This is a genomic window from Bacillus timonensis, assembly GCF_004799755.1.
Taxonomy (GTDB): Bacteria; Bacillota; Bacilli; order Bacillales; family Bacillaceae_L; genus Ferdinandcohnia; species Ferdinandcohnia timonensis_A.
Map to the genome: position 1 here is coordinate 61,373 of NZ_SLUB01000007.1, position 23,429 is coordinate 84,801.

Here is a 23,429-nt window from a genome sequence, read left to right on the forward strand (position 1 = left end):
GCTGGATACTCCTTTACCATAGACTTGTACCCGTTCTTCTTGCCAGTCTGTTAAATACGATTAAAATGATAAAGTTTATAACGGAGTTGAATAATCCTACTGCAGTCGAGTAGCTAAACTGACCATTCAATAAACCAATGTCATATACATAGGTTTGAATGACTTGTGAAGCTTCTAAGTTTAATGGATTTTGCATTAATAGAATTTTTTCAAAACCAACTGACATAAAATTCCCCATATTTAAGATAAGGAGAATAATAATCGTCGGCATGATTCCTGGTAGGTTAATATGCCATATCCGCTGCAATCTCGTTGCTCCATCTACTTTTGCGGCTTCATGCAACTGTGGATCAATACCTGCTAATGCTGCTAGATAAATAATGGCTCCCCATCCAAGGTTTTGCCATTCCCCAGAGAACACGAAGATTGTTTTAAACCAGGCAGGGCTTGTCATAAAATCAATAGGTTCAAAGCCTAATAATTGAATAAAATGATTGATAATACCTGTCGCGGGATCCAAAAATGCAATGAGCATCCCAACAAAAACAACGACAGAAATAAAATGTGGTGCATAGGTAATTGTTTGAGCGGTCTTTTTGAATTTCCCATCCCTTAATTCATTTAGTGATAATGCAACAATTATAGAAACGGGGAAAAGCAATAATTGATACAAATTAATCGATAGTGTATTCCACATTAAATCCCAGAAATAATATGATTCAAAAAAACGAGTAAAATGTTCAAACCCAACCCATTCACTACCAAGAATTCCGTCTACAGCCCTAAAATTCTTAAATGCAATTTGGACACCATACATGGGGTAGTATTTAAATACTAGAAAATAGATAATAGCTGGTGCAAGTAAGATATATAACTGCCAATGCTTAATGATCTTCCCCATTCTCTGTGTTCTTACTTTACGTTTTTTTGGTGCCCCTTTTGAAATGGTTGTTTTAAGATCATCGGTTTCAATCTTCATTGGACTATTCATAAGAGTTGAGACAACCCCTTTCATTCATATATAAGGGAAAAATCTTTGCGCTACGCTTTTGCATAGCGCCTCTTTAAGTAGTTAATCTTAAGAAATAGGGGGATTGTTCTTCTCAGACCTTAAATTTCATGTCCTGGAATAAACCCTCTTCTCACGTTACCACCAGTTGGGAATTTTAGCGTTTGAGCATATTTTGCGCGACTCACACAGCCTCGAACTGTCCCTAGTGCTTTGTAATAGTCATAGTAACGGAATGATGTTGAATTCATGATGAACCAATAGTTTGACAACGCTTCCAGATATGTGTCAAATTCTTCAGACACATCTACGAAAATATCAGGAACGTATCCCTCCATGTCCTCCCAGTTTTCACTATGATAGAATGGGTAGAAATGTGCAGGTAGACCATCTAAGTCAAATCCTGGTAGACCAGTTTTTAATTGAGCTGCTTCGACAATTCTTGCACAAGTTGAATGGTCCGAATGGATACTGTTCACCCAGTGAGTGATGACAACAGTTGGGCGAAGCTTACGCATTAATGTTGCTACACGAGTAACAATCTCATCATCTAGTTTTAATTCTGCATCCTTATAATCTAGTGTTATACTTTTCCCACCTAAGATCTCTGCTACTTTTTCAGCTTCTTTAATCTTCTGTTCACGGTATTCCTCTACTGAAAGATGTGGTGGATTACCCTTTTCACCTGCAGTTAAATGAACAAAAGTTACATCCCACCCGGCTTTTGCATATTTATGTGCGATTGCTCCACCTTGAATCTCAACATCTCCACAATGTGCACCTACTAGAACTAAATGCTTCTTTTTTTCCATTTCGTTTACACCTCTCCTATTTTTTGTTAATATGTAATTCTTTTCTAGAATACTCCTGTTATTGCACCAAAGGCTATAGGGATTAATTACCATACGTTACAAAGATAACGCTTTCAATATTAATCAAAAAAATATTAACTCTTCTATACTAAACTTTTGAACTACCATCAGTATATCACGGAATAAAAATAAATGAAATCAAATTTTATTATAAAATATAATTTATTGTATTTATATTTCATTAATTTTAATCATATTCCTCTTAAGCAAAAATTCAGGCCGACTCATGTTAGAGTCAGCCCTGTTTGTTTTTACTATTCAAATAAACTTCTTGCTGTGCTACTTGAATTGCCTCTCGAACAAACCCATTAGAGAGTTTAATACACCTTTTAGCGGTTTCCAAATTAACGCCTGCCTTAATCATCACAATGGCTGGTTTTACTTCATAATTTGTCATTTCTAGTATTTCTTCCACCTTGGGATATGGTTCATTTGTTATAGTAGATACAATGTTCTTTGCACGTTCCTTTAATTTCACATTACTAGCATTTACGTCCACCATTAAGTTTTCATAGACCTTACCTAGTTTTATCATGGAGGAGGTAGTGATCATATTCAATATAAGTTTATGAGCGGTTGCTGCTTTCATACGTGTTGAACCTGTTATGACTTCTGGTCCTGTCATCACTTCAATGGCTATATCGGAGTACCTACTAATGATCGAATCCTGATTACTTGATAAACAGATTGTTTTCGCACCAATCTGTTTAGCGTACTGAAGAGCACCAACTACATAGGGTGTTCTTCCACTAGCCGCAATTCCTACTACAACATCATCGTGGTCAAGTTTTTTTGCACTTAAATCCCTTGCCGCTAAATGAGGGTCATCCTCTGCACCTTCAACCGCCTCGACTAAAGCCCGACTTCCCCCAGCCATGATTCCTTGAACCAATTCAGGCGGGGTACGAAAGGTTGGCGGGCATTCCACGGCATCAAGGATTCCAAGACGTCCACTAGTACCCGCTCCTACATAAAATAATCTCCCTCCATTAAGAAGAGATTCATAGACGATTTCAACACTTGCTGCAATTTCAGGTAATACAGCTTCTACACGACTTGCAACCGTCTTATCCTCATCATTAATGGTCTTTAATATCTCACGGGTCGACATTTGGTCAATACTCACACTGTTATCATTTCTCATTTCTGTCGTTAAAGCTTCAATTTTTATCATGTATCATCCATCCTGTATTCATATTTCTGATGCCTTCTCATATTTAGGAAACGTTTTTGCTGCCCCCCACATAACGACGTAAGCTATTACACTTCCTCCGAAAAAGAAAAGGAACGCCGGGAAAAATTTCAATGATAAATAGGTGCTTAAACAAATTACCACCAGTAAAAAGACCGTTAGAATAGGGTGAACCATCCCAATCACGAATGACCATTTTACATATTGTCCAATCTTTAACTTGAAATGAACAAATAAAGGAAAGATATACAAAAGAATAATAATGTATATGAGAAAAAGCGCTAAAACCCCATAGCTTGCTATAAAATAAGATAGACTCTCTTGGCTTCTTAAAATTTGGAATTCAATAGACAATAAATAACCAATCAATAACATACTCATTCCAACAATATTTGATTTTATAAATTCTTTTCTATATGACTTCCAAAAGGTTTGAAAAATATTTATATCTTTTTCTCCTAATATCCATTTTCGGACAACCGCAAACATCGCTACCGTAGCTGGCATAAACCCAAGAACAATCAATCCTAGTAAGGTAAAAACAATCCATAGCAAATTGAGATATGCGAACTTAGTAATTGATACACATAAACGATAATAACCACTTACTATGCCATTCAAGTTGACAACCTCCTAAAGATTGATAGTTTTTGTGTAGCCTTATTCTTTAACAGAACCAATTAACACACCTTTAACAAAAAACCTCTGTAAAAACGGATAGACAATGAGTAACGGTAAGGCCGATACAATGATCACTGCATATTTTACGAGTGAAGCCGTTTTTACCTGGTCAACAAAGGACTGAGCTGTCCCCGCTCCCCCTGCAATACCTTCAGCACTTACTTCATTTAAGATTAAAATTTGTCTTAAAATAAGTTGCAATGGATATAGACTCTCATCAGACAGATAAATTAATGCATTAAAATACTGATTCCATAATCCAACAGCATGGAAAAGTGCCATTACAGCTATAATGGGTAACGATAAGGGTAAAACCACCTTGCGAAAGATAATAAAGTCAGAAGCACCGTCTATTTTAGAAGCCTCCACCAATTGATCCGGAATCGTCTGCTCAAAAAAGGTTTTAGCGACAAGAATGGACCACGCCCCGACGACACCAGGAATCACAATTGCCCAAATAGTATTCAACATCCCTAAGGACTGAACAACAAGGTAGGTTGGAATTAAACCGCCACTAAATAGCATGGTAATTAAAATTACCCATAACAAGATCTTTTTCCCTTTAAGTTCTTTTCGAGATAAAGCATATGAACAAGGAAGAAGAACGATTAGGTGAAGTAAGGTCCCCACGATGGTGTAAATAATTGTGTTTTTATAGCCAACCCATATGGCGTCATTTTGAAAGACCCGTTGAAAACCAGCGAATGAGACGTCTACCGGCCAAAGCCACATCCTACCGCTATTTACCGCATCTGGGTCACTAATGGAAGCACTAATAACAAAAATTAATGGATATACAATGATTAATGTAATGACTGCTACAAATATTGTATTCATCACATCGAACGCTCTATCTGATAAACTAAATGTTTTCATGTTATCACCTCTTACCACAAGCTATTGTTACTAACACGTCTTGCTAAATAGTTAACAAGTACGAGTAATATAATGTTTATAACAGAATCGAACAATCCAATAGCAGCAGCAAAACTATATTGTCCTTCAATCAAACCTGTTTGATAAACGAATGTTTGAATGATGTCCGATGTCTCGGCATTTAAAGAATTTTGCATCAATAAAACCTTCTCAAAACCGATAGACATAAAACTTCCGATATTTAAAATAAATAACACCACAATTGTAGGAAATATAGATGGAATATTAATATGAATAATTCGTTGTAATCTTGTCGCACCATCCACCCTTGCCGCCTCATGTAATTCTGGATTTACTCCTGCTAATGCAGCTAGGTAAATTATCGTCCCCCAACCAAGTGACTGCCATTGACCGGACCAAACATATATATGTCGAAACCAATCAGGGTCTGTTAGAAAGCGAATCGGCTCACCGCCAAGGGAAACAACAATATGATTAACTAAACCAGTTACAGGATCTAGAAAGGCAACTAACATACCAACGACAACAACCACAGATATGAAATGTGGGGCATATGTGAGTGTCTGTGACCATTTTTTAAATGGTCCATTCTTAAGTTCATTTAAAGCGAGGGCAAAAATGATTGGTAACGGAAATAGTATTAAACCATATGCACTTAATATGATTGTATTTTTTAAAAGTCTCCAAAAATAATAGGAGTTAAAAAAACGTTCAAAGTGCTCAAAGCCTATCCAAGGACTTCCTACGATACCTAGATTCGCATAGAAGTCTTTAAAAGCAATTTGGACCCCGTACATAGGGATGTAATGAAAGATGATGAAATATGTGAATGCTGGAAGTAAGAAAACATATAATTGCCAGTTTAGTAAAAAATTCTTTTTAGCACGTTTTAATCTACTCCCTGCAAATACTTGTGCTTGAATGGTTGTTTCTGGTTTTGCATCCATCTTATAGCCCCCTTTCCTAATTAAAAACAGGGGAGAAGAGGTTCTCCCCCCAACACGTCAATTGTTTACCCGTTTTTGTTGTTATTCTCCTTTATAACGGTCGTATGCAGCTTGATGAATTTCCATTAATTCTTCAAGTCCCATCTTTTCAATCGTTTCTACATACTTGTCCCATTCTGAGAATGGAAGGTCACCAGAAATAAATTTATCTCTTTGTTCTGCCACATATTTATTAATATCTGCTCCTGTAGACGATAGAAATCTATTTTCCTCTTCTGTATACAAGAATGCTGGCCAAATTTCTTCAGGAACATATGGCGTGATTTTTTCCGCCGCTTCTAATGAAGTTGGAGCATTTTCAGAGCCTTGGAAATATTCTTGTTTGATAATACCTTGAATCCCGCCTAACCAAGTTAGATACTTCGCTATTTCCTGTTCCATCGTTAACCCTTCTGCACTATTAACAATTTTGTCAGTATATACGTATTTTCCATCCGCAGTTTTCTCGTACGTTTCCCCCTCTACACCCATGTAATAAAGTCTCGCACCTTCATCACTATAGAAGTAGTCCATCCATCTGACTGTAGCCGCTGGATTTGGATTTTCACTCGTAATAACAAAGTTCCCAATGGATGATACTGTAGGGGCAACCTTAGAAAATTCTTGATGTCCATTAGGACCTTTTAATGCTGATGCACTTACATAATCACTACCAATTTCATCTCCAAAGAGTTCAATTGGATCATAGAATACGGTACTTGCATACTTTCCTTCTGAAGCATTCGCTAAGTATTGACCCCAATCAATAGAGAAAATATTTTGTTCTACTAATCCTTCAGAATAAAGCTTATGCACATATTCTAGTAATGCTTTAAAATCATCTGATGTTGCATAAAAGCGAACCTCTTCTTCATTTTCTGGGTTTACATCAATATTCGCATTTCTGACACCCTTATTACTGACTCCGAATGAGCCCTGTAACCAGGATACAAGTTCAGCCATGCTTGTCCCACCGTATGGAATTTTCCCCGTTTTTTCTTTTGTTGCTTTTAAGAATTGGTAGAATTCCTCGGTTGTTTCTGGTACTTCCATTCCCGTTGCATCAAGTACTTCTTGACTAAACCAAGGTCTACTTGCAATACGAACTGACATAAATTCAGGTGAAACAATAGATGGTAAGGAATAAATATTTCCATCTGGGAAAGTAATTCCTTTTCGAATCTCTGGATTCTCTTCCATTAGTTTCTTTAGATTTGGTGCATATTGATCAATTAGATCATTTAACTTAATAAAGGTCCCTTGCTTCCCATATTTAAAAAGGTCTAAGGTTGGCATTGCAGATAAGAAAAACACATCAGGAAGATTTCCACCTGCTAAAGCAAGGTTTCTTTTTTCCTCTAAGGAGTCTGTTTGGATTTGTTCCCATTCAAGATTTACATTAGTCATTTCCGCATACGTATTCCAAATCAAAATGTCGTTCCAATCGGAATTAACATTTTGAGCTGATTTCCCTGTAAAGACTTTCAATGTTAAAGGATCTTTGACAATCGGAAATCCTGTTTCATTTACATTTGCTAACGCTTCTTCATCTACTTTTGGATTATCTTCCTTTTTTGAAGATGTATTATTGCTACATGCAGCGAGGAGCATGACTAACGCTATAACTACTACAAATAATTGCTTGGTCAGTTTCATATTCTGAATTCCCCCTTCATTTGTTCCCTTTTCCTTTATTTAGATTCAAAACAAACAAATTTTCTCTTCATTACCACCTCCCTTTCGTAGAGCTAAATAGAATCTTTTATTTCCCACCTACTACTCTCTTTATAACCGTTACAGGAAGGCTCCCTTTTACCTCTTCTTTTCCAAAAATAGCGCCAGCAGCCACCTTCAAGGCTGGGTAGGTAAACTCATAGGTATTTATATAAGCTGGAACATCTGGTAAATATCCATAATCATATGGACTTCTCATCGCAATCACAATGACAGAGTCCTTTTCCTTTATTAGCTTTTCAACTAAAGTGATTTGGTTACTACTTGGTGTAATTGTGAGTGTACCAACAATTACCGTGTCATACCCGCTTGCCTTTTCAACAATAGCTGCAATCTCTTGTTCATCTAGCGCACTTGAAAACTGAAAGATATCCGCATCCTGCTGATATCCTTTGATCGCCTCACCTAACGAAAGGTTCGCATACCGCTTATCCTCCACCTGCATTGTGGTGCCATTGTCAGGATGCACCACAAGAATTCGCAAACCATTATTAGTTGTGAGTGGAAAAATCCCTTTATTCCTCACAATCGTCACACTATCCTTATAGGCTTCAAACGCAATCTTCTCATGTTGCTTACTTCCTACTGTTTCAGGTACTTCCTGTTCATCATCTAAGGGAATATCTTCCCAACTCAAGTATTTTTCTTTAAGTGCATGGATTCTTTGAAGTGCTTGATCAATTTCTTCTTCCGTTAACTCGCCATTTTCAACTGCTTTCAAGATTTCCTGAATTGCTCCAACCTGTCTTTCAAGGGTATGGGAAATCATCACATAATCTACTCCAGCTTTGAGCGCCGCAACAGCGCCCTTTTCCGTTCCGACGCCATGTAAAATGGCGTTCATTTCCATACAATCTGTAGTGACCACACCACTAAATTTTAGTTTTTCACGCAATAAACCTGTGATTACCTTTCTGGAAATGGTTGCTGGTACACCTGGTTCTGTCTCAATCGATGGAAAATATACGTGTGCAGTCATGATCGTATCTGCACCCTCTGCAATACATTCTCTAAATGGTTTTAATTCAATTTTTTCAAGGCGATCCAACCCATGTGGAATAGTCGGCAAATCCAAGTGTGAATCAACATTGGTGTCCCCATGGCCTGGGAAGTGTTTTAAGGTTGTAGCAATTCCAGCTTCCTGCATCCCTTGCATGGAAGCCCGACCAAATTTTGAAACACTTTCAGCCGATTCTCCAAATGAGCGAACTCCGATCACAGGATTATCCGGATTATTATTGACATCAAGAACTGGAGCAAGGTTCCAGTTAATCCCTAAAGCCTTTAATTCATTACCTGTAGCAACCCCCACATTGTAGGCATGGTTCGGATTACCTGTAGCACCAAGTGTCATAGCACCTGGAAAGATAGTAGCTCCTTCACCTAAACGACGAACCACTCCATTTTCCTGATCCACACATATCAAAAGTGGGTGTGTATACCCTGCCTTTTTTGCCTCTCGCTGGAGATCTGTAGTAAGTGCCAGTACTTCTTTAGGTGTTCCTATGTTTCTACCAAATAAAATAATTGCTCCAATATGGTAGGTATGAATTAAATCTCGAATTTCCTGCGGGACTTTTATTCCATTAAACCCAATGACAAGTAATTGTCCGGCCTTTTTTGCCAATTTTTCATGATCCATGCTTACACCTTCCTTTTTAAAAATTAGGTTAGATTACCTGCTGTCACAATCCTTCGGTAAATATTCCGACCTATCGAGCCTTCTGGCATTTTATATGGTCCTTCAAAATAAAGACGTTCTTCCTCAAGTTCTTCAATTCGGCTGATATTACCCTTCAGCCATTCATCGATTCTAAACTTTGCTGTTTCTAGACGGGCAAGCAATCCACCATATCGAATTTCAATGACTTCCCACCCAAACGGTTTATTCATCGAAAACCAGAGATTCCTGTGTTTCAGGCGTAGCTCTTGTGTGCTTTCTATTAATCTACCTAATTGAGTTTTAATCGATTCTATTTTCTTTTTATCCACCGCATCATATGCTTCTTTAAGGTGGATTCCAATCTCTGCCTTCACACTTAGGACTCGTGCCAGTTGCTCATAAAATCCAAACATATCTTTCCATTCAGGATTATTTTGACTTACCTCTTCTAATCTTGGAATCAACCTTTCGTAATGCTGATTCATTGGTAGACCTTGGATATTCTGATCATATAGACCAATTAAGACATCCTGCCAAAGTAAAAACTTCGATGGGTTTGATTCATGTAAATTATTCTCGGATACACCAGGTGTTTCATCAAGAAGATTTAAAACCATGAAATCGTTGTAAGTGCCACCTGTACAAAAGTGAAAACGTTCCGCAACCTCTTCTTCTGTTACGGTTTTATGATAGGAATGCTCTGCAAAAAGCTGAAGGATTGGCAAGGATGTTGCTAGTGGAGTTTCAGCACCATTGTCTCCCCACATCGTTGCAAACACTTCTCTTACCCCTTCTTTTTTACATGCATTTAAAGCCGCTTCGGTTGTAGCAATCGCCTTTCCATAATTGGGCGATATCCCATTCCACGTCCAAACCCCTCCTGCAAAAATGGGATCAGAGCCAAGTTCTTTATGCTTTTGAATAAAAGTCCGATAAAATTCCTCGTCTGAATGGTAGTAATCCCAATATACAAGCTGAGTATTTGGAATAGATGCAATAACATCCTGAGGCATTTCCGCGTCCAAATCATAATAACCCCCGTATTTTGAGCCTAATCGGAAGTACATATCACTCCAAATCATTGACTGTAATCCGAGCTCTTCAGTGATTTTCACTACTTTTTCAAGGTGGTTGTTCATAATCGCAAAACGCTCTTCGTAGCCATTTTTATCTAAATAACGTCCCAACCCTAACTGATGTGCTTCGTCCATTCCGATATGTATCCTTTTTGATTTAAAAGGCTTTGTGGCAGCAGTAATGATGTTTTCCAAGAATTGATAGGTTTCAGGTTCGCCTACTAATAGAATGTCTGCTGTATCTCTTATATTCGATGCGTAATTCCATTTAAGAGCTTCGGTTAAATGTGCAAGTGTTTGGATACATGGGATCATTTCAATACCTAAAGCCTGAGCATATTCATCACATGTTCTAAGCTCTTCTTCCGTATAACGCCCTCTCATGTAGCCGAAATATGGTAACTCCTTTACTTCATATGTATCTTCTGTATAGACCATTAGAACGTTCAATCCCATTACTGCCATTTTCCGCAACAGACTCTTAATCTCACTAACTGTCAAAACACCATTTCTAGAAGCATCTAACATCGCCCCTGTCATTTCAAACTGTGGTTCTTCTGTTATTTCAAACGCTCCGCCTTTTTTGAAATGTTCAAGCCATATCCCTAATCCTCTAAAAAAATGGATCTTTTCCTCAAAATGAATTTCTGCTTTATTTGCTTCATTTTTAACAAATATTGGACCTTTTCTCTGAACGACGTGAACCTGGTAGCCTTCATTCCCCTCATGAAATGATAATTCTGGGGAAAGGATATGTATGCCGTCTTTGATATTTTCGATCTCACCCGTAAATCTAATTTTCATTTTGAAAATATCCTCCTTGTTCAGTTATTGGTAACGTTTACAAACTGAAGTTTCCCAACCACTGTTACTACTAATAAAGATATCATAAAAGAAAATGTTTTGAAATATAATTTTATATATTTTATTAAATGTTTGTATAAATATTTCAAAACAACAAAAAAATACCCCAGTTCTTTAAGAGAGTAGGGGCATCGATTTTTTTATTCCTTCACTCCACCAAGTGTTAATCCTTTTACAAAATGACGTTGGAATAGCATAAACACGATAATCATTGGGACGGATGCGATTGCTGCTCCACTCATTAGAAGCTTGAAGCTTGCCAAGTTTGCGTCCTGCAATGTTTTTAATCCGACGGGCAATGTATATAAATTTGCATCATTTAACACGATAATCGGCCACAAAAAGGAGTTCCAGACGTTCATAAATGTAAAGATTCCTAGTGCAGCAAGACCTGGTTTCGCAAGTGGCAGGATGATTTTCCAATATGTTTTCCATTCGCTTGCACCATCAATTTTCGCTGCATCTATAAGCTCATCCGGAATTGAGTGCATAAATTGTCTCATTAAAAATACCCCAAACACCATTGCAAGGTCCGGGAATATAAGCGCCCAGTGAGTATCCATAATCCCAAAATTCCGAACCATAATAAATAACGGCACTAGGGTAACCTGTCCTGGTATCATCATTGTCGCAATAATTGACCAGAAAATGAGATTCCGTCCCGGGAACCGTTTTTTAGCGAGGACGTACCCTGCCATCGAGTCAAAGAGGAGAATTCCAATTGTTACGACGACTGCAATATAAAAACTATTAAAAAACCAGATGCCTACGTTATTTTTACTAAACAATGTCGTAAATCCTGAAAATGTATCTTCCATGATGTTATCCATCACTTCTCGGTGATAGGTTACAGCTTTTGCATCACCAGATTTTTGCGCATCTCTGGCTTTTCCCCAATGCTCAAAGTACTCTGTAATCCCCATTGGGTACATTTTCGGTGGGTTTGAATCAACATATGATACTTGACGTTCTAGTTCTTCATCCTGGTAGCTGCTCAGCTGCAAGGATGTACTGAAAACCCAATACAATGGTAAAAGGGAAACAATTGCGAAGATGGACAAGAGCACATAAATTATAAGCTTGTTTACTTTTTGAATACCTGATGTCATTATGTTTCCCTCCTAGTCATCGTACCGAAGTAAACGGAATTGAATAACAGAAAATAGTAGAATAATAAAGAATAAAATAACGGATTGTGCCGCAGCAAAACCAAATTCAAAATCCCTAAAACCAGTTTTATAGATTAAGTGAACAAGGGTTTCTGTCGCCGTTCCTGGTCCTCCACCCGTCATCATAATGATTTGCGTAAACACCTGAAACGAACCAATGGTACTCAGTAAAACTAAATATAATGTTGAAGGTTTTAATAATGGCAATGTAATGTGAAACCATTTTTGAAAGCTATTTGCCCCGTCAATGGTAGCTGCCTCATATAAGGTATTTGAAATCGAACCCATTGAAGCAAGGTAAAGAATAATCCCGACTCCGAATGGAATTAAACATTGCATAATGATTAGAGCCCAAAGTGCGGATGAGGATTGACCTAACCAGTTAAGTGGCTCCATACCAAACCACCCTAACACATAGTTAAATAATCCAAAATCATAGTTATACATCCAGCGCCATACCATCGCTACAATAACCATCGATGTAACGGTTGGTAAATAAAAGGCTCCCCGGAAGAAGCTTTGAGATAATTTTCCAAGAGGGTGGATGAGAGAAGCAATGATAAGTGCACTTATTACGTTAAAAGGTACCGTTACAACTGTAAAAAGGAATGTATTACCTAGCGCATCAAAAAAGGCTTCACTTTTAAACACCTTTATATAGTTGTCGAGACCTGCCCATTCACTCCCAAAAATTTTGTATTCCTGGAAGGAGATGATAAACGCCCACACCACCGGGATCGCAATAAATGCAATAAACAGGATAAGTTTTGGAAGTAAAAATAAATATGCGGAATAGTTCTTTTTCATTTCTTTCCATATCTTCGACTTTTTTGTCAGTACTACTGCATTGGCAGCTTGATGAACGGGTTTCACCGCGATTCCCCCAATCTTTCATTTGGCAGCAGGCAGCCCAACGTGGACTGCCCACCTTGCCAATTACTACTCACCTAATAATTCATTGACCTTCTTCTCAGCCGCTTTCATCGCTTCTTCAGCCGTCTTTTCACCATTGAATACTAACTGAAGCTCTGTTTGAATCGCTTCGTCAATTTTCTTCCACTCAGGATGACGTGGTAGCATCACGACTTGTGAAGACATTTCTTGTGCGCGCTTCATTTCTGGATTGTCCTTATATGGATCCATGTCTGCAGCACTCTTACGTGCAGGGAAAATTCCATACTCAGTTGCCATCGTAAATTGCTCATCTGTTGTTGAGATGAACTTAATAAATTCGCCAACCATTTCCTTCTTACCTGCATCCTCTTGGTGGAACATTGTCCAACCACCTACACCACCGATTGTGACAGGCTCACCTGATTTACCTGTCGGGTAGTTTGCAACTGCAAAGTTTGTAGGATATTTTGTTTGTGCTGAGCTGATTGCCCAAGTAGCCCAAGGTTGCATTGCAACAGTACGTTGCTCTTCGTTTGCCCACGCTTGGAATGTACCACCCACATCTTGACCCCCTAACGTTTCAGGGGCTACATTATGCTTTAATTTTAAATCGGCTAGTTGTTGAATCGCTTCTACTGCTTCCGGCTCTGTAAATGTGAATTTTGACATATCCTCACTCAACGGACTTCCACCATTGATGTAGAAGAATGGCCAAGCCTCATAATATCCAGGAAGGATATAAGTTGAGAATCCGTATACATCTGTTTTCCCATCGTTATCACGGTCAAATGTTAGCTTCTCTGCTGCTGCAAAGAATTCATCCCATGTCCAATCACCGTTGGCAGGAGGTTCAACTCCACGCTCTTCAAATAAATCTAAGTTTAAAAGCATTGCATGTACGGTTAAAGAGTTAGGAACACCATATAATTTTCCATCAAATGTATAAGCATCAAGTGCATTCTCATAAAAATCCTTTAGCTCATCTTCAGTAAATAAATCATCAACCGGCTCAATGACACCTTGTTCAATATGATCAATACTTACCGCACTTCCGCTAATATCAACTGGCGCAACATCTGGCCATGATTGCCCTGCAATCGAAACACCTAATTTATCAGGAAGTTCTGCCCATGGAACCTGAACTAAATCAACCTTTACACCTTCATGAGCTGCTTCGAATTCTTTAATTTTGCTTTCCATCCAGTGGAATTTATTATCTTTGTCATCTGGCCAACGCGGTCCATCCCACACTGTGATCGTTCCTGTCCAAGCCTTCTCACTATCTCCGTCGTCGCCTTTTGTTGTATTCTCTTTCTTGCTGCATGCCGCTAACAATCCAATTACTAAAATACTTATAAGAAAAAGACTAAGCCATTTTTTCATATTACTTTTCCCCCTTACGTATCTTTCATCATTGTTTTCATTGCAGTGCCAACACAAACTTTATTTAGTAGCTCTTGCCCTCGCCTCCCTTCAATATGTTTTTTGTTTTTATACCAGAGCAATTTTCCCCATAATGACAGGCATGCTTGCTCCTGTTGCTGATGGAAGATTATTCGGCCGTTTGTTGATGCATTGGTATCCCAGTAATGCAAATACAATCGCTTCCTTAGCATCAGCCGGGAGCCCTAATTCATCTGTGCTACCTAGTCTGATTAATGGAGGCAGATGTTTTTGCAATCTTCTTCGCAGTGTTTGATTGTACCAGCCACCACCGCTTATAAAAATCTCACTAATTTTATAGGAATCTACATATCTCTTACATTCATCTGCGATTGTACGAGCGGTTAACTCCGTAATCGTCGCTATCTTATCCTCCGGTGCCAAATCAGTTTTTGTATTCCAAAGATCGTTAGCATATTGAAGTCCAAACAGCTCGCGACCTGTACTTTTGGGTGCTGGCAAACCGTAATAATCATGAGTTAACAGCTCTTCAAGCCACTGTTCATCCACTTTTCCCTTTGCTGCCAGCTCCCCACTTTTATCATAAGTTTGCTTTCCATGTGTCGCCCTATTTGTAAATGCATCAATGAGCATATTCCCTGGACCAGTATCAAACGCGAGTACTTGTTCATCACTGTCTGAAGGTGGTAAAACGGTTATGTTGGCAATTCCACCAATATTGGCTAGGATTCTACCATTTGATTTTGTCCTAAATAGAAGATTATCGGCATATGGAACTAATGGTGCGCCTTGACCACCAACTGCCATATCACGCGTGCGGAAGTCTCCTACCGTCATGACACCAGTACGCTCTGCAATTACTGCGATATCTCCGATTTGTAAGGTTGATGTAAGATTATAACCTTCTACGGGTTTACCTTCCGGCTGGTGAAAAATTGTCTGACCATGTGAGCTGATTAAATCCACGTCTTTCATCTCAAGACCCGCTTCAGCAACAACCTTTTTCGTCGCTTTCGCAAACAGTTCACCCAGAAGCATATTAGTTAAAGAGATCTCCTCGAGCCTGGCTCTATTTGGGTCACACAGCTCTAATATTCGTTCTCTCATTAATTCCGAAAAGGAAAGTGTTGAAAAATGAATGAGTTTTACTTGGATTTTTTGATTGTCACTTTCAGAAATATTGACTAAAGCTGCATCAATGCCATCCAGCGAGGTTCCTGACATTAATCCCACAACTATTTTCTGACTCATTTCAACCTCTCCCCTTTTTTACTGACTAGATTGTTCTCAAAAATCTCTATAATTAAAACGCTTTCATTTTTGTTTTGTCGAGCTGACTATTATTCCTTTTTAGGGATAAAATGTAAAATTATTATAACAAATATTTCTTATTTTTAAAATTAATATTCAAATTAATAACTAATTATTTGTATTAATATTTCACACAATTCCTACTTATTTCTAAAGCTACAGCACCGTATCACTATATTATTATGTATGTGTAGGAGAAATATCATTTTAAATACTTCATATGGTTTATAAATTAGTATTTTGTATATTCTTGTAGCACAAAAACCGCTGCCCTTTTTTCGAACAGCAGTTTTTCGTGCCATCTTCTTATTTTCCTTCAGTACTCAAAACTGAAATATTCTCTAACGACATATTTGGATAATAGGAAGTTAAAATTCTATCAAACTCGTATCCTAAAGTTGTGCCAAGATAATAGGCCCCATATTGACTCATACCAACACCATGGCCATTTCCGCCCCCGAAGAACGTAACGCCATTCTCTTCATCAAGTTCAAAACCGAAGAAGGCTGATGGGAGGATGGTATAGTTATCTAGTGTGCCTGTGTAATCTGAGCTTCCTGCAGTAGCACGATGCAGGACAATAGTTTCTCCCTGTGTAAAGGCATTAGATGGTCTAATCGTGAAACGAATATTGTATTCTTTAATGATTTTGTACGTCCCTGTTGTACCTTCGATGACAAGCTCCATGATGTTTCCGCCGTCACCTCGTTTTGCTACGTACATATCAACAAACTCCCCAATTCCTTCTGCTGGGATTGGTTGACTTACAAATTCTCCTGCTTCATTTTTTGTTAATACAAACTTAGGATCAGCTGCTTGTCTACTTATAATGTTCGCATTAATTGTATTCTCCAACTCTTCCTTAGAAAGGCTTACCTTCCATCTAAACCATGGAGAATTTCCGTCGTATCCTGTATGAGATAAGGTTTTATAAAATTCGAGAATTTCCGCCTCGTTTTGTGTATCAATTTCTAACATTTTACTAGGATCATTTGGATCAAATGTGTGGCTTTGAGCAATTAAGTATGGTAATACCTTGCTTGGAAATGTCCCGTCAGCTTCAGCCCATACCTGATGCTTTGATGCACCATAGCCACCTGACGTTGAATAATATCGTGCATCTACTAAACTACCATCTTCACCTAACATAATAACTCCCGCTGTTTCATTCACAGCTTGAGTTGTAGCGGTGTTTTCAGGTGTATTGTTATAAACCTGACTCATCACACTATCTAATACAAAGAATCCATCCTTCGCAAAACGATCGCTTAAATAGTCACCTAAAGCATAGGTCCTAGCCGCCACAGCCTGGGCTTTTAGAGCCTTTATACCAAAGTATGCAGGCATTTCACTTGGAACCACTTGATATAGATACTGCTCAAAATCAACTTCATTGATTAGGTTTAGTTTGTCTCCTGTAGAGGAAGTCGTAATTTCAAAGAACCCACGATATGATGGGTCACCACTTGCCCGTGTGATATTTTCAACCTTAATTTTGCTTTCCTCTTCGGTAAAAGCATAAAGTCTGTTTGGTGTTGTATATAAAACATCACCCGTAGCACTAGTGACAGTGATTTCATTTTCAGAAGGTGTGAACGTAATTTTCTCGTTTGCTGGGACTGTGAATGTTTCTTCTGCAACTTTATCAACGATTTCAAGCCCCGCTTGAGAGCTTAATACAATTGTATCGTGGTCAACCGTTGCAAAACCTGATGTCATTATTCCCACACGCATCGTTTCAATCGGAGTAGGTCCATCAATAAAAATTTTTGTAATTTCATCTTTGTGGTTTACTCGAACCGTTACATTTTCCGCACCAACTCTTACATCAGAAAGTGATTTTTGGTACACTCGATTTTCCCCTCTTAAAGTTACATCATAGTTCTTTGCTAGCTTTTTTGTACCTTGAAGTTCAAGTTCTAACGTTCCATTGTCTTGGTCCTTCGCCATCACTTTTTCTGTGTATTCAACCCATGATCTGTTTTCCTCAGCCGCAGAAGCTTGGCCCGTTTGAGAAAAAAGACCAATAGCTAGTACAACCATTACCGCAATGCTAAAACACTTTTTCACCATTATAACTCCCCACTTCCCTACTATTTTTAACCGGCAAGCTTTCCCTTGGTGCGAATTCAGAAAAATATTACTAGTTTACTTATATTCTTTATTTCTTTAAGTCAGCGAAATTTACCTTCATACTTTTTTACTATTTTTCAAAATAAAATTTCACTCCTTTGTTTCAGGGTTCGTTTAGAAAAAGCAAAAAAAGACCATTTCTGGTCTTATCTTTGTTATTTCTTTTTAATTAGGTTATGTAATACATTACATATAGCATCACAAGTCCCCTAGTTATAAATGACGTCCAATTCAGCTCACTTTGCTTCTACAAACTATTTTATTAATAAATAAACCCCGTCTTTAGTTCCTCCACAATCAATCCGACTATAGGAGTCTTTATTTAACTGCACCGGCTGTCAATCCCTCCATAAATTGCTTAGATGCAATAAAGAATAAAATAATCATCGGAAGTGAGGATAATGTTAACCCTGCAAAAAGGGATCCCCAATCAGCAGAATATTCTCCAAATAATTTCATCATTCCAACTGGAATCGTTTTCTTCATTTCATCAGTGATAAAAATTAACGGGAAGAAAAAGTCGTTCCAAGCTTGAATAAAGTTAATAATCATTACGGTTCCTAATGCTGGTCTCATTAAAGGGAGAATGACATTCCATAAAATACGTAAATCAGAAGCCCCATCCATTCTAGCCGCTTCCTCTAATTCTCCTGGGATTGTACGGAAAAAACCTGTTAAGATTAAGATTGATAATGGGATACCCTGTGCTGTATACATAAAGATTAGGGACCATAAAGAATTTGTTAAACCCAGGTCTTTCATTAAGATAAAAAGTGGTACAATTCCCAGCTTAATCGGAATCATCATACCCATTAAGAAGAAGAAGAAAATAAAATGATTCCACCAGAACGTATAACGGGCAATATAAAAAGCTGCTAAAGAAGTTGTTACTAAAATAAGTATGACTGAAACAACACTTACTACGACACTATTATAAAAATAAGTCATAAAAGGAATCTGTTCTAACAAGTTTCGATACGTCTCCAAACTAAAGCTATTTGGCAACGATAGTGGATTCATAAATATCTCTGCGCTCGGTTTAAAAGATGAAAGCATCATTAAAATAATAGGATATAGACTAATAGAGGCAAATACAAAGGCAATTACGTAATACAATGGTCTAGTCCAAATCGTTTGTTTCACCTTACTCCCCCCTACATCTCTACTTCTTTTTTGCGCATATATTTTAATAATAGTGCTGTAAATGTACAAATAAAGATAAACAATACAACTGCTAATGCCGAGCCCAATCCGATTGCAGTTGAATCACCTGATGACCCTCCGAATGCCAAACGGTAAAAATATACTGCTAATGTGTCAGTAGAACGGTATGGTTCTCCTTGTGAACCTTGCATTGCATAAACAAGCTCAAAAGCCTCAAACGATTGGATAAATGTCAGTACTGTCATAATCATAATCGATGGTACCATCAACGGAAGCATAATGCGTCTTAAGATGATCATTCCTCTTGCACCATCTAATCTTGCTGCTTCGATAAGCTCTTTAGGAATAGATTGTAAGCCTGCTAGGAAGATGAGTACTGCAAACCCAATACCAAACCAGCAGTTTACTAAAATAATAGCCATAAGTGCTGTTTTTGGATCACCTAGCCATGCTTTTTGAAGTGATTCAAGTCCGAATTTTCCAAGCAGGACATTCAGTGCACCGAAATTAGGATTCAAGATCAGTTTCCACAAAAACCCAACAACAATTACAGACAATAGCCTAGGTAGAAAATAAGCAATTTTGAAGAACTCTGCTCCGCGGATTTTCTGATAAATAATAAAAGCTAGAAGAAACGCTATTCCGTTTTGAACAACCATTTGGACAACAAAATAGAGAATGTTATGTTGAAAAGCATTCCAAAACATTCCACTAAATGGCTCAAGTGTAAAAAGATCTTTATAGTTAGCTAGACCAATAAATTCTCCTCTTCTTATTCCATTCCAGTCAAAAAAGCTATAAGAAAGAGCTGCTAATAATGGATATACGATAAATAATCCGTAAATTAAAAGGGCGGGAATAGGGAATAGATGTACTTTCCAATTTCTATACTTCCTATTATTTACTTGTTTTACGGCATTTAGCTGTAACTCACCTGCCATTTTTATCACCGCCTCCTTCTTTATCTATGGTTAAGCACCATAAAAAGGTGCTTAACCATCCTGCTCATAAATTTAAACTTTTCTTATTTAAAAGGCTCAAACCAAGTCTCTGCATTTTCTTGTACTTTTTCCGCAACACCTTCTGGAGTTTGCTGACCTAAGTACATGCCTTGTAGCTCCTGTTCTAGTGTCGCTTTTGAAGTTGGATTACCGCCTGCAAAATAAACTACAAACATATAAGGAGTAGAAATCTCGGAAACTGCTGTACCTAATGCATTTACCAATTCATCATTGGATTGCACTCCTTGTATCGCACTAATCATCTTAAATTCTTTTGTAAATAGTTCGCCAAATTCCTTCGTTGTTAAGAATTCAAGGAATTTCTTTGCCTCCTCTTTATGTTTTGAATTTGCATTAATTGCGAATGAACCATCTACCCAAGCAGTAATCGTTGGTTCATTTCCTACAGCTGAAGGCATTGGAAAGAACCCAAGTTCTAAGTCAGGATTCATTTGGCGCAATACTTCGATTTCCCAACTTCCCATTGGGAACATTGCTGCTTGACCCGTAAAGAACAACGTACGGATATCTTCCATTCCTAATCCTTCGTAATTTTTAGGGAAGTATTTTTTAAGTTCATCCATTGCTTTGATAGAATTTACAAACTCTTCACTCGTAAAATCAGTTTCACCAGCTGTAATTTTTTCAACAAAATCATTACCTCCATAATGGGCAGGTCCTACAATTCCGTGTACTGCAGATAATAACCATCCTTCTTTACTACCTAATGCAATTGGTGTAATACCCTCAGCAAGAATTTTTTCATTTAATTCAACAAACTCATCCCAAGTCTTTGGTTCTTCCAAACCAAGATTTTTAAAAATTTCTTTATTATAAAACATTTGCGTGGTACTCATATTTAGTGGAATACCATATTGTTTACCATCAGTGCCTTTTGAAGCAGCTAGTGCTTCATCAGAAAAATTCTCTAATCCACTTATACCATCTAATGGCTCTACAAATCCTCCATCGGCAAGTGCAATCCCAGGTGCATATGGTCTTAGATGAAAAATATCTGGACCTTCTCCACTCTGTAATGCTGTGTTAAGAATAGTGTTGTATTCAGTATTCTTAGAAGGCTTAAATTCAACCTTAATATCAGGGTACTTTTCGTTGAAAGCCTCAATTACTTTTCCATATGCAGCTGTATCTTCTGTTCTCCAGCTACCTATTTCTAAAGTAACTGTTTCCTTTTTAGGCGTATCTTCCCCTTTTGAATCATTTGATTCTCCTGCAGTATCCTTGTCATTTGAACAAGCCGAAGCAACAACTAATAACAAGGAAAAGAAAACAACTAACCAAGACCTTTTCACTTTTTTCATAGTACATTGACCTCCTTATACTTTCTTAAAATTTTTATTTATTTATCCCTACGTAAGGTAGAGAAAATAACCAAATATAATTCCTTACGAACTTTCTTTGAGTTAGTGTTTCATGGACTTCCCGATGAATGATTTTGTGAAGCAAATAAAAACTTATTATCAAAAATTATTAGATTCGTAGTAATTGATAAACCCCATGGCCAATACAAAACCAGAAGATAGAAACTAACTGATTCCTGTAGGTCAACCTCATTGATAGACATTAAGCATAGTACTTTTGAAGGCGTTACCATGATATATATTAAGGAAGCTAGATCAAATAGCGGATTTTGATAAACTGATTGTTTTACATTAACTGCGTTATTGTAAAAAAACGACTTTCCCCCATCTCTTTACTACTTCTAATGAAGTATATAAAATATCGAACCAAAAAAAGAACTTGATACTGTAATTTATTCCGGTTTTAATATTTGCTATTATTAATTCATGAAGCACTACAAAGTTTTAAAATTACAAAAAATTGATATAAGGAGAAGTCGAAATGATTCCAAACATTCAAACCTATCTAAAAGAAAACCGCGAATCACATTTACAGGAGCTTTTTGAGCTACTTTCCATTCCGAGCATTAGTGCATTGCCTGACCACAAGGAGGACGTAAACCGAACTGCAGAGTGGGTTGCTGAGGCACTTCGTAAAATTGGGATGGAGAATGTCAGTATCCATCCCACGAAAGGACATCCCGTTATTTATGGGGACTGGCTACATGCTGAAGGCAAACCAACTGTATTAATTTATGGACATTATGATGTTCAGCCGGTTGACCCCCTTCATTTATGGGACAGCCCTCCATTCGAGCCAGAAATTCGCGATGATAAAATTTTTGCACGTGGAGCAAGTGATGATAAAGGGCAAACCTTCATGCATTTGAAGGCGTTAGAAGCCATTTTTAAGTCGGAAGGGACATTGCCGCTTAATTTCAAATTCTGTATTGAAGGTGAGGAAGAAATCGGAAGCCCGAACCTCCCTGCTTTTGTTAAGGAAAATAAAGAGTTACTCGCTGCTGATGTCATTGTTATTTCTGACACAAGCATGAACGAACGTGGAAAACCAACGATTTGCTACGGTGTACGGGGACTGGCAGGTCTTCAAATCGATGTGAAAGGTTCTAACAGCGACTTACACTCCGGTCTATACGGTGGTGGTGTACATAACCCAATTAATGCGCTTGTTCAATTATTGGATACCTTCCATAGTGAGGACGGAAAAGTGACTGTTGAAGGGTTCTATGAGGATGTGCTTCCATTAACAGATGAAGAAAAACAAGCATATGAAGCGTTAAACTTTGATGAGGAAAAACAACGTCAAGAGCTTGGTGTTCCTGCTCTTTACGGTGAAAAGGGCTATAGCTATCTTGAACGCACATGGGTCCGTCCAACTCTTGATATTAACGGCATTTATGGTGGATTCCAGGGTGATGGCATTAAGACTGTAATTCCATCTGAAGCTCATGCAAAAATCACATGTCGTCTTGTTCCAAATCAGGATCCTGATGTTATTGTTGAACAGCTAAAACAACATATTGAGAAAAATAAACCAGTTGGTGTTGAAGTCAGCCTTCAGCTATTTGATAAGGGCGCACCATATGTGACACCATTCGACCATCCAGCGATTCAAGCAGCAAGCCGTGCTTATGAAGAAGTATACAAAGTGCCAACATCATTTACTCGTGGTGGTGGATCATTGCCAATTATCGCAACCTTGGATGAAGTTCTACATGCTCCAATTGTATTGATGGGCTTTGGACTTCCAACTGAAAACTTCCATGCACCAAACGAGCACTTCCATCTTGAGAATTTTGACAAGGGATTGGAAACTTTGTGCACATACTGGTTTGAGTTAGAGAAGTCATTGTAAGAAAAAAGGTGGATTCCCGTATTGGGGTCCACCTTTTTTGGTTGAAGCTTGCTATAGCGCAATTATCAAAATTAACGCGCATATCTTAAGGATTAGTGCGCAATTAATAAAAATAAAGCGCAATTCCATGAAATAAGGCGCA

At 37.9% G+C, this 23,429-nt stretch carries 18 protein-coding genes; 1 reads left to right on the plus strand and 17 read right to left on the minus strand.

What is annotated here, in order from left to right:
• Positions 1-13: 13 nt before the first annotated feature.
• The 17 genes from E1I69_RS06215 to E1I69_RS06295 all read right to left on the minus strand — a co-directional run bounded on the left by E1I69_RS06215 (position 14) and on the right by E1I69_RS06295 (position 21,372).
• The gene (locus E1I69_RS06215) at positions 14-991 is read right to left on the minus strand and encodes an ABC transporter permease (protein WP_431731864.1); all 978 of its coding nucleotides are present in this window, start codon (positions 989-991) and stop codon (positions 14-16) included.
• A gap of 119 nt (positions 992-1,110) precedes the next feature.
• Positions 1,111-1,821 (minus strand): PIG-L deacetylase family protein, encoded by a 711-nt coding sequence (locus E1I69_RS06220; protein ID WP_136378736.1) that lies wholly within the window; start codon positions 1,819-1,821, stop codon positions 1,111-1,113.
• A 295-nt stretch (positions 1,822-2,116) separates the two neighbouring features.
• Entirely contained in the window at positions 2,117-3,055 is a 939-nt protein-coding gene (gene murQ, locus E1I69_RS06225) for an N-acetylmuramic acid 6-phosphate etherase (RefSeq protein WP_136378737.1), read from the minus strand.
• 18 nt (positions 3,056-3,073) lie between these two features.
• On the minus strand, positions 3,074-3,694 hold the full coding sequence (locus E1I69_RS06230; RefSeq protein WP_136378738.1) for a YesL family protein: 621 nt from the start codon (positions 3,692-3,694) through the stop codon (positions 3,074-3,076).
• Between the two features lie 39 nt (positions 3,695-3,733).
• Positions 3,734-4,630 (minus strand): carbohydrate ABC transporter permease, encoded by an 897-nt coding sequence (locus tag E1I69_RS06235; RefSeq protein ID WP_136378739.1) that lies wholly within the window; start codon positions 4,628-4,630, stop codon positions 3,734-3,736.
• 11 nt (positions 4,631-4,641) lie between these two features.
• Positions 4,642-5,598 carry an ABC transporter permease gene (locus E1I69_RS06240; RefSeq protein ID WP_136378740.1) on the minus strand — a complete coding sequence of 319 codons (957 nt, stop codon included), beginning with the start codon at positions 5,596-5,598 and terminating at the stop codon, positions 4,642-4,644.
• A gap of 81 nt (positions 5,599-5,679) precedes the next feature.
• Complete coding sequence (locus E1I69_RS06245) at positions 5,680-7,293, minus strand: extracellular solute-binding protein (protein ID WP_136378741.1); 1,614 nt, start codon at positions 7,291-7,293, stop codon at positions 5,680-5,682.
• Between the two features lie 106 nt (positions 7,294-7,399).
• Positions 7,400-9,013 carry a beta-N-acetylhexosaminidase gene (gene nagZ, locus E1I69_RS06250; protein WP_136378742.1) on the minus strand — a complete coding sequence of 538 codons (1,614 nt, stop codon included), beginning with the start codon at positions 9,011-9,013 and terminating at the stop codon, positions 7,400-7,402.
• Between the two features lie 23 nt (positions 9,014-9,036).
• The gene (locus E1I69_RS06255; protein WP_136378743.1) at positions 9,037-10,914 is read right to left on the minus strand and encodes a beta-N-acetylhexosaminidase; all 1,878 of its coding nucleotides are present in this window, start codon (positions 10,912-10,914) and stop codon (positions 9,037-9,039) included.
• A gap of 200 nt (positions 10,915-11,114) precedes the next feature.
• On the minus strand, positions 11,115-12,083 hold the full coding sequence (locus E1I69_RS06260) for a carbohydrate ABC transporter permease (RefSeq protein ID WP_136378744.1): 969 nt from the start codon (positions 12,081-12,083) through the stop codon (positions 11,115-11,117).
• 12 nt (positions 12,084-12,095) lie between these two features.
• Positions 12,096-13,016, minus strand: coding sequence for a carbohydrate ABC transporter permease (locus tag E1I69_RS06265; RefSeq protein ID WP_136378745.1), 921 nt, complete (start codon positions 13,014-13,016; stop codon positions 12,096-12,098).
• 66 nt (positions 13,017-13,082) lie between these two features.
• Positions 13,083-14,420 (minus strand): ABC transporter substrate-binding protein, encoded by a 1,338-nt coding sequence (locus E1I69_RS06270; RefSeq protein ID WP_136378746.1) that lies wholly within the window; start codon positions 14,418-14,420, stop codon positions 13,083-13,085.
• 108 nt (positions 14,421-14,528) lie between these two features.
• Positions 14,529-15,692: an anhydro-N-acetylmuramic acid kinase gene (locus tag E1I69_RS06275; protein ID WP_136378747.1), complete on the minus strand. Its 1,164-nt coding sequence runs from the start codon at positions 15,690-15,692 to the stop codon at positions 14,529-14,531.
• 366 nt (positions 15,693-16,058) lie between these two features.
• On the minus strand, positions 16,059-17,825 hold the full coding sequence (locus tag E1I69_RS06280; RefSeq protein ID WP_136378748.1) for a SpoIID/LytB domain-containing protein: 1,767 nt from the start codon (positions 17,823-17,825) through the stop codon (positions 16,059-16,061).
• 378 nt (positions 17,826-18,203) lie between these two features.
• Positions 18,204-19,028, minus strand: a complete 825-nt coding sequence (locus E1I69_RS06285; RefSeq protein ID WP_136378749.1) for a carbohydrate ABC transporter permease — start codon at positions 19,026-19,028, stop codon at positions 18,204-18,206.
• An 11-nt stretch (positions 19,029-19,039) separates the two neighbouring features.
• On the minus strand, positions 19,040-19,990 hold the full coding sequence (locus E1I69_RS06290; protein ID WP_136378750.1) for a carbohydrate ABC transporter permease: 951 nt from the start codon (positions 19,988-19,990) through the stop codon (positions 19,040-19,042).
• An 83-nt stretch (positions 19,991-20,073) separates the two neighbouring features.
• Positions 20,074-21,372, minus strand: a complete 1,299-nt coding sequence (locus E1I69_RS06295; protein WP_136378751.1) for an ABC transporter substrate-binding protein — start codon at positions 21,370-21,372, stop codon at positions 20,074-20,076.
• Between the two features lie 541 nt (positions 21,373-21,913).
• Here E1I69_RS06295 and E1I69_RS06300 point away from each other — a divergent pair.
• Positions 21,914-23,287, plus strand: a complete 1,374-nt coding sequence (locus E1I69_RS06300) for a dipeptidase (RefSeq protein WP_136378752.1) — start codon at positions 21,914-21,916, stop codon at positions 23,285-23,287.
• Positions 23,288-23,429 lie beyond the last annotated feature (142 nt).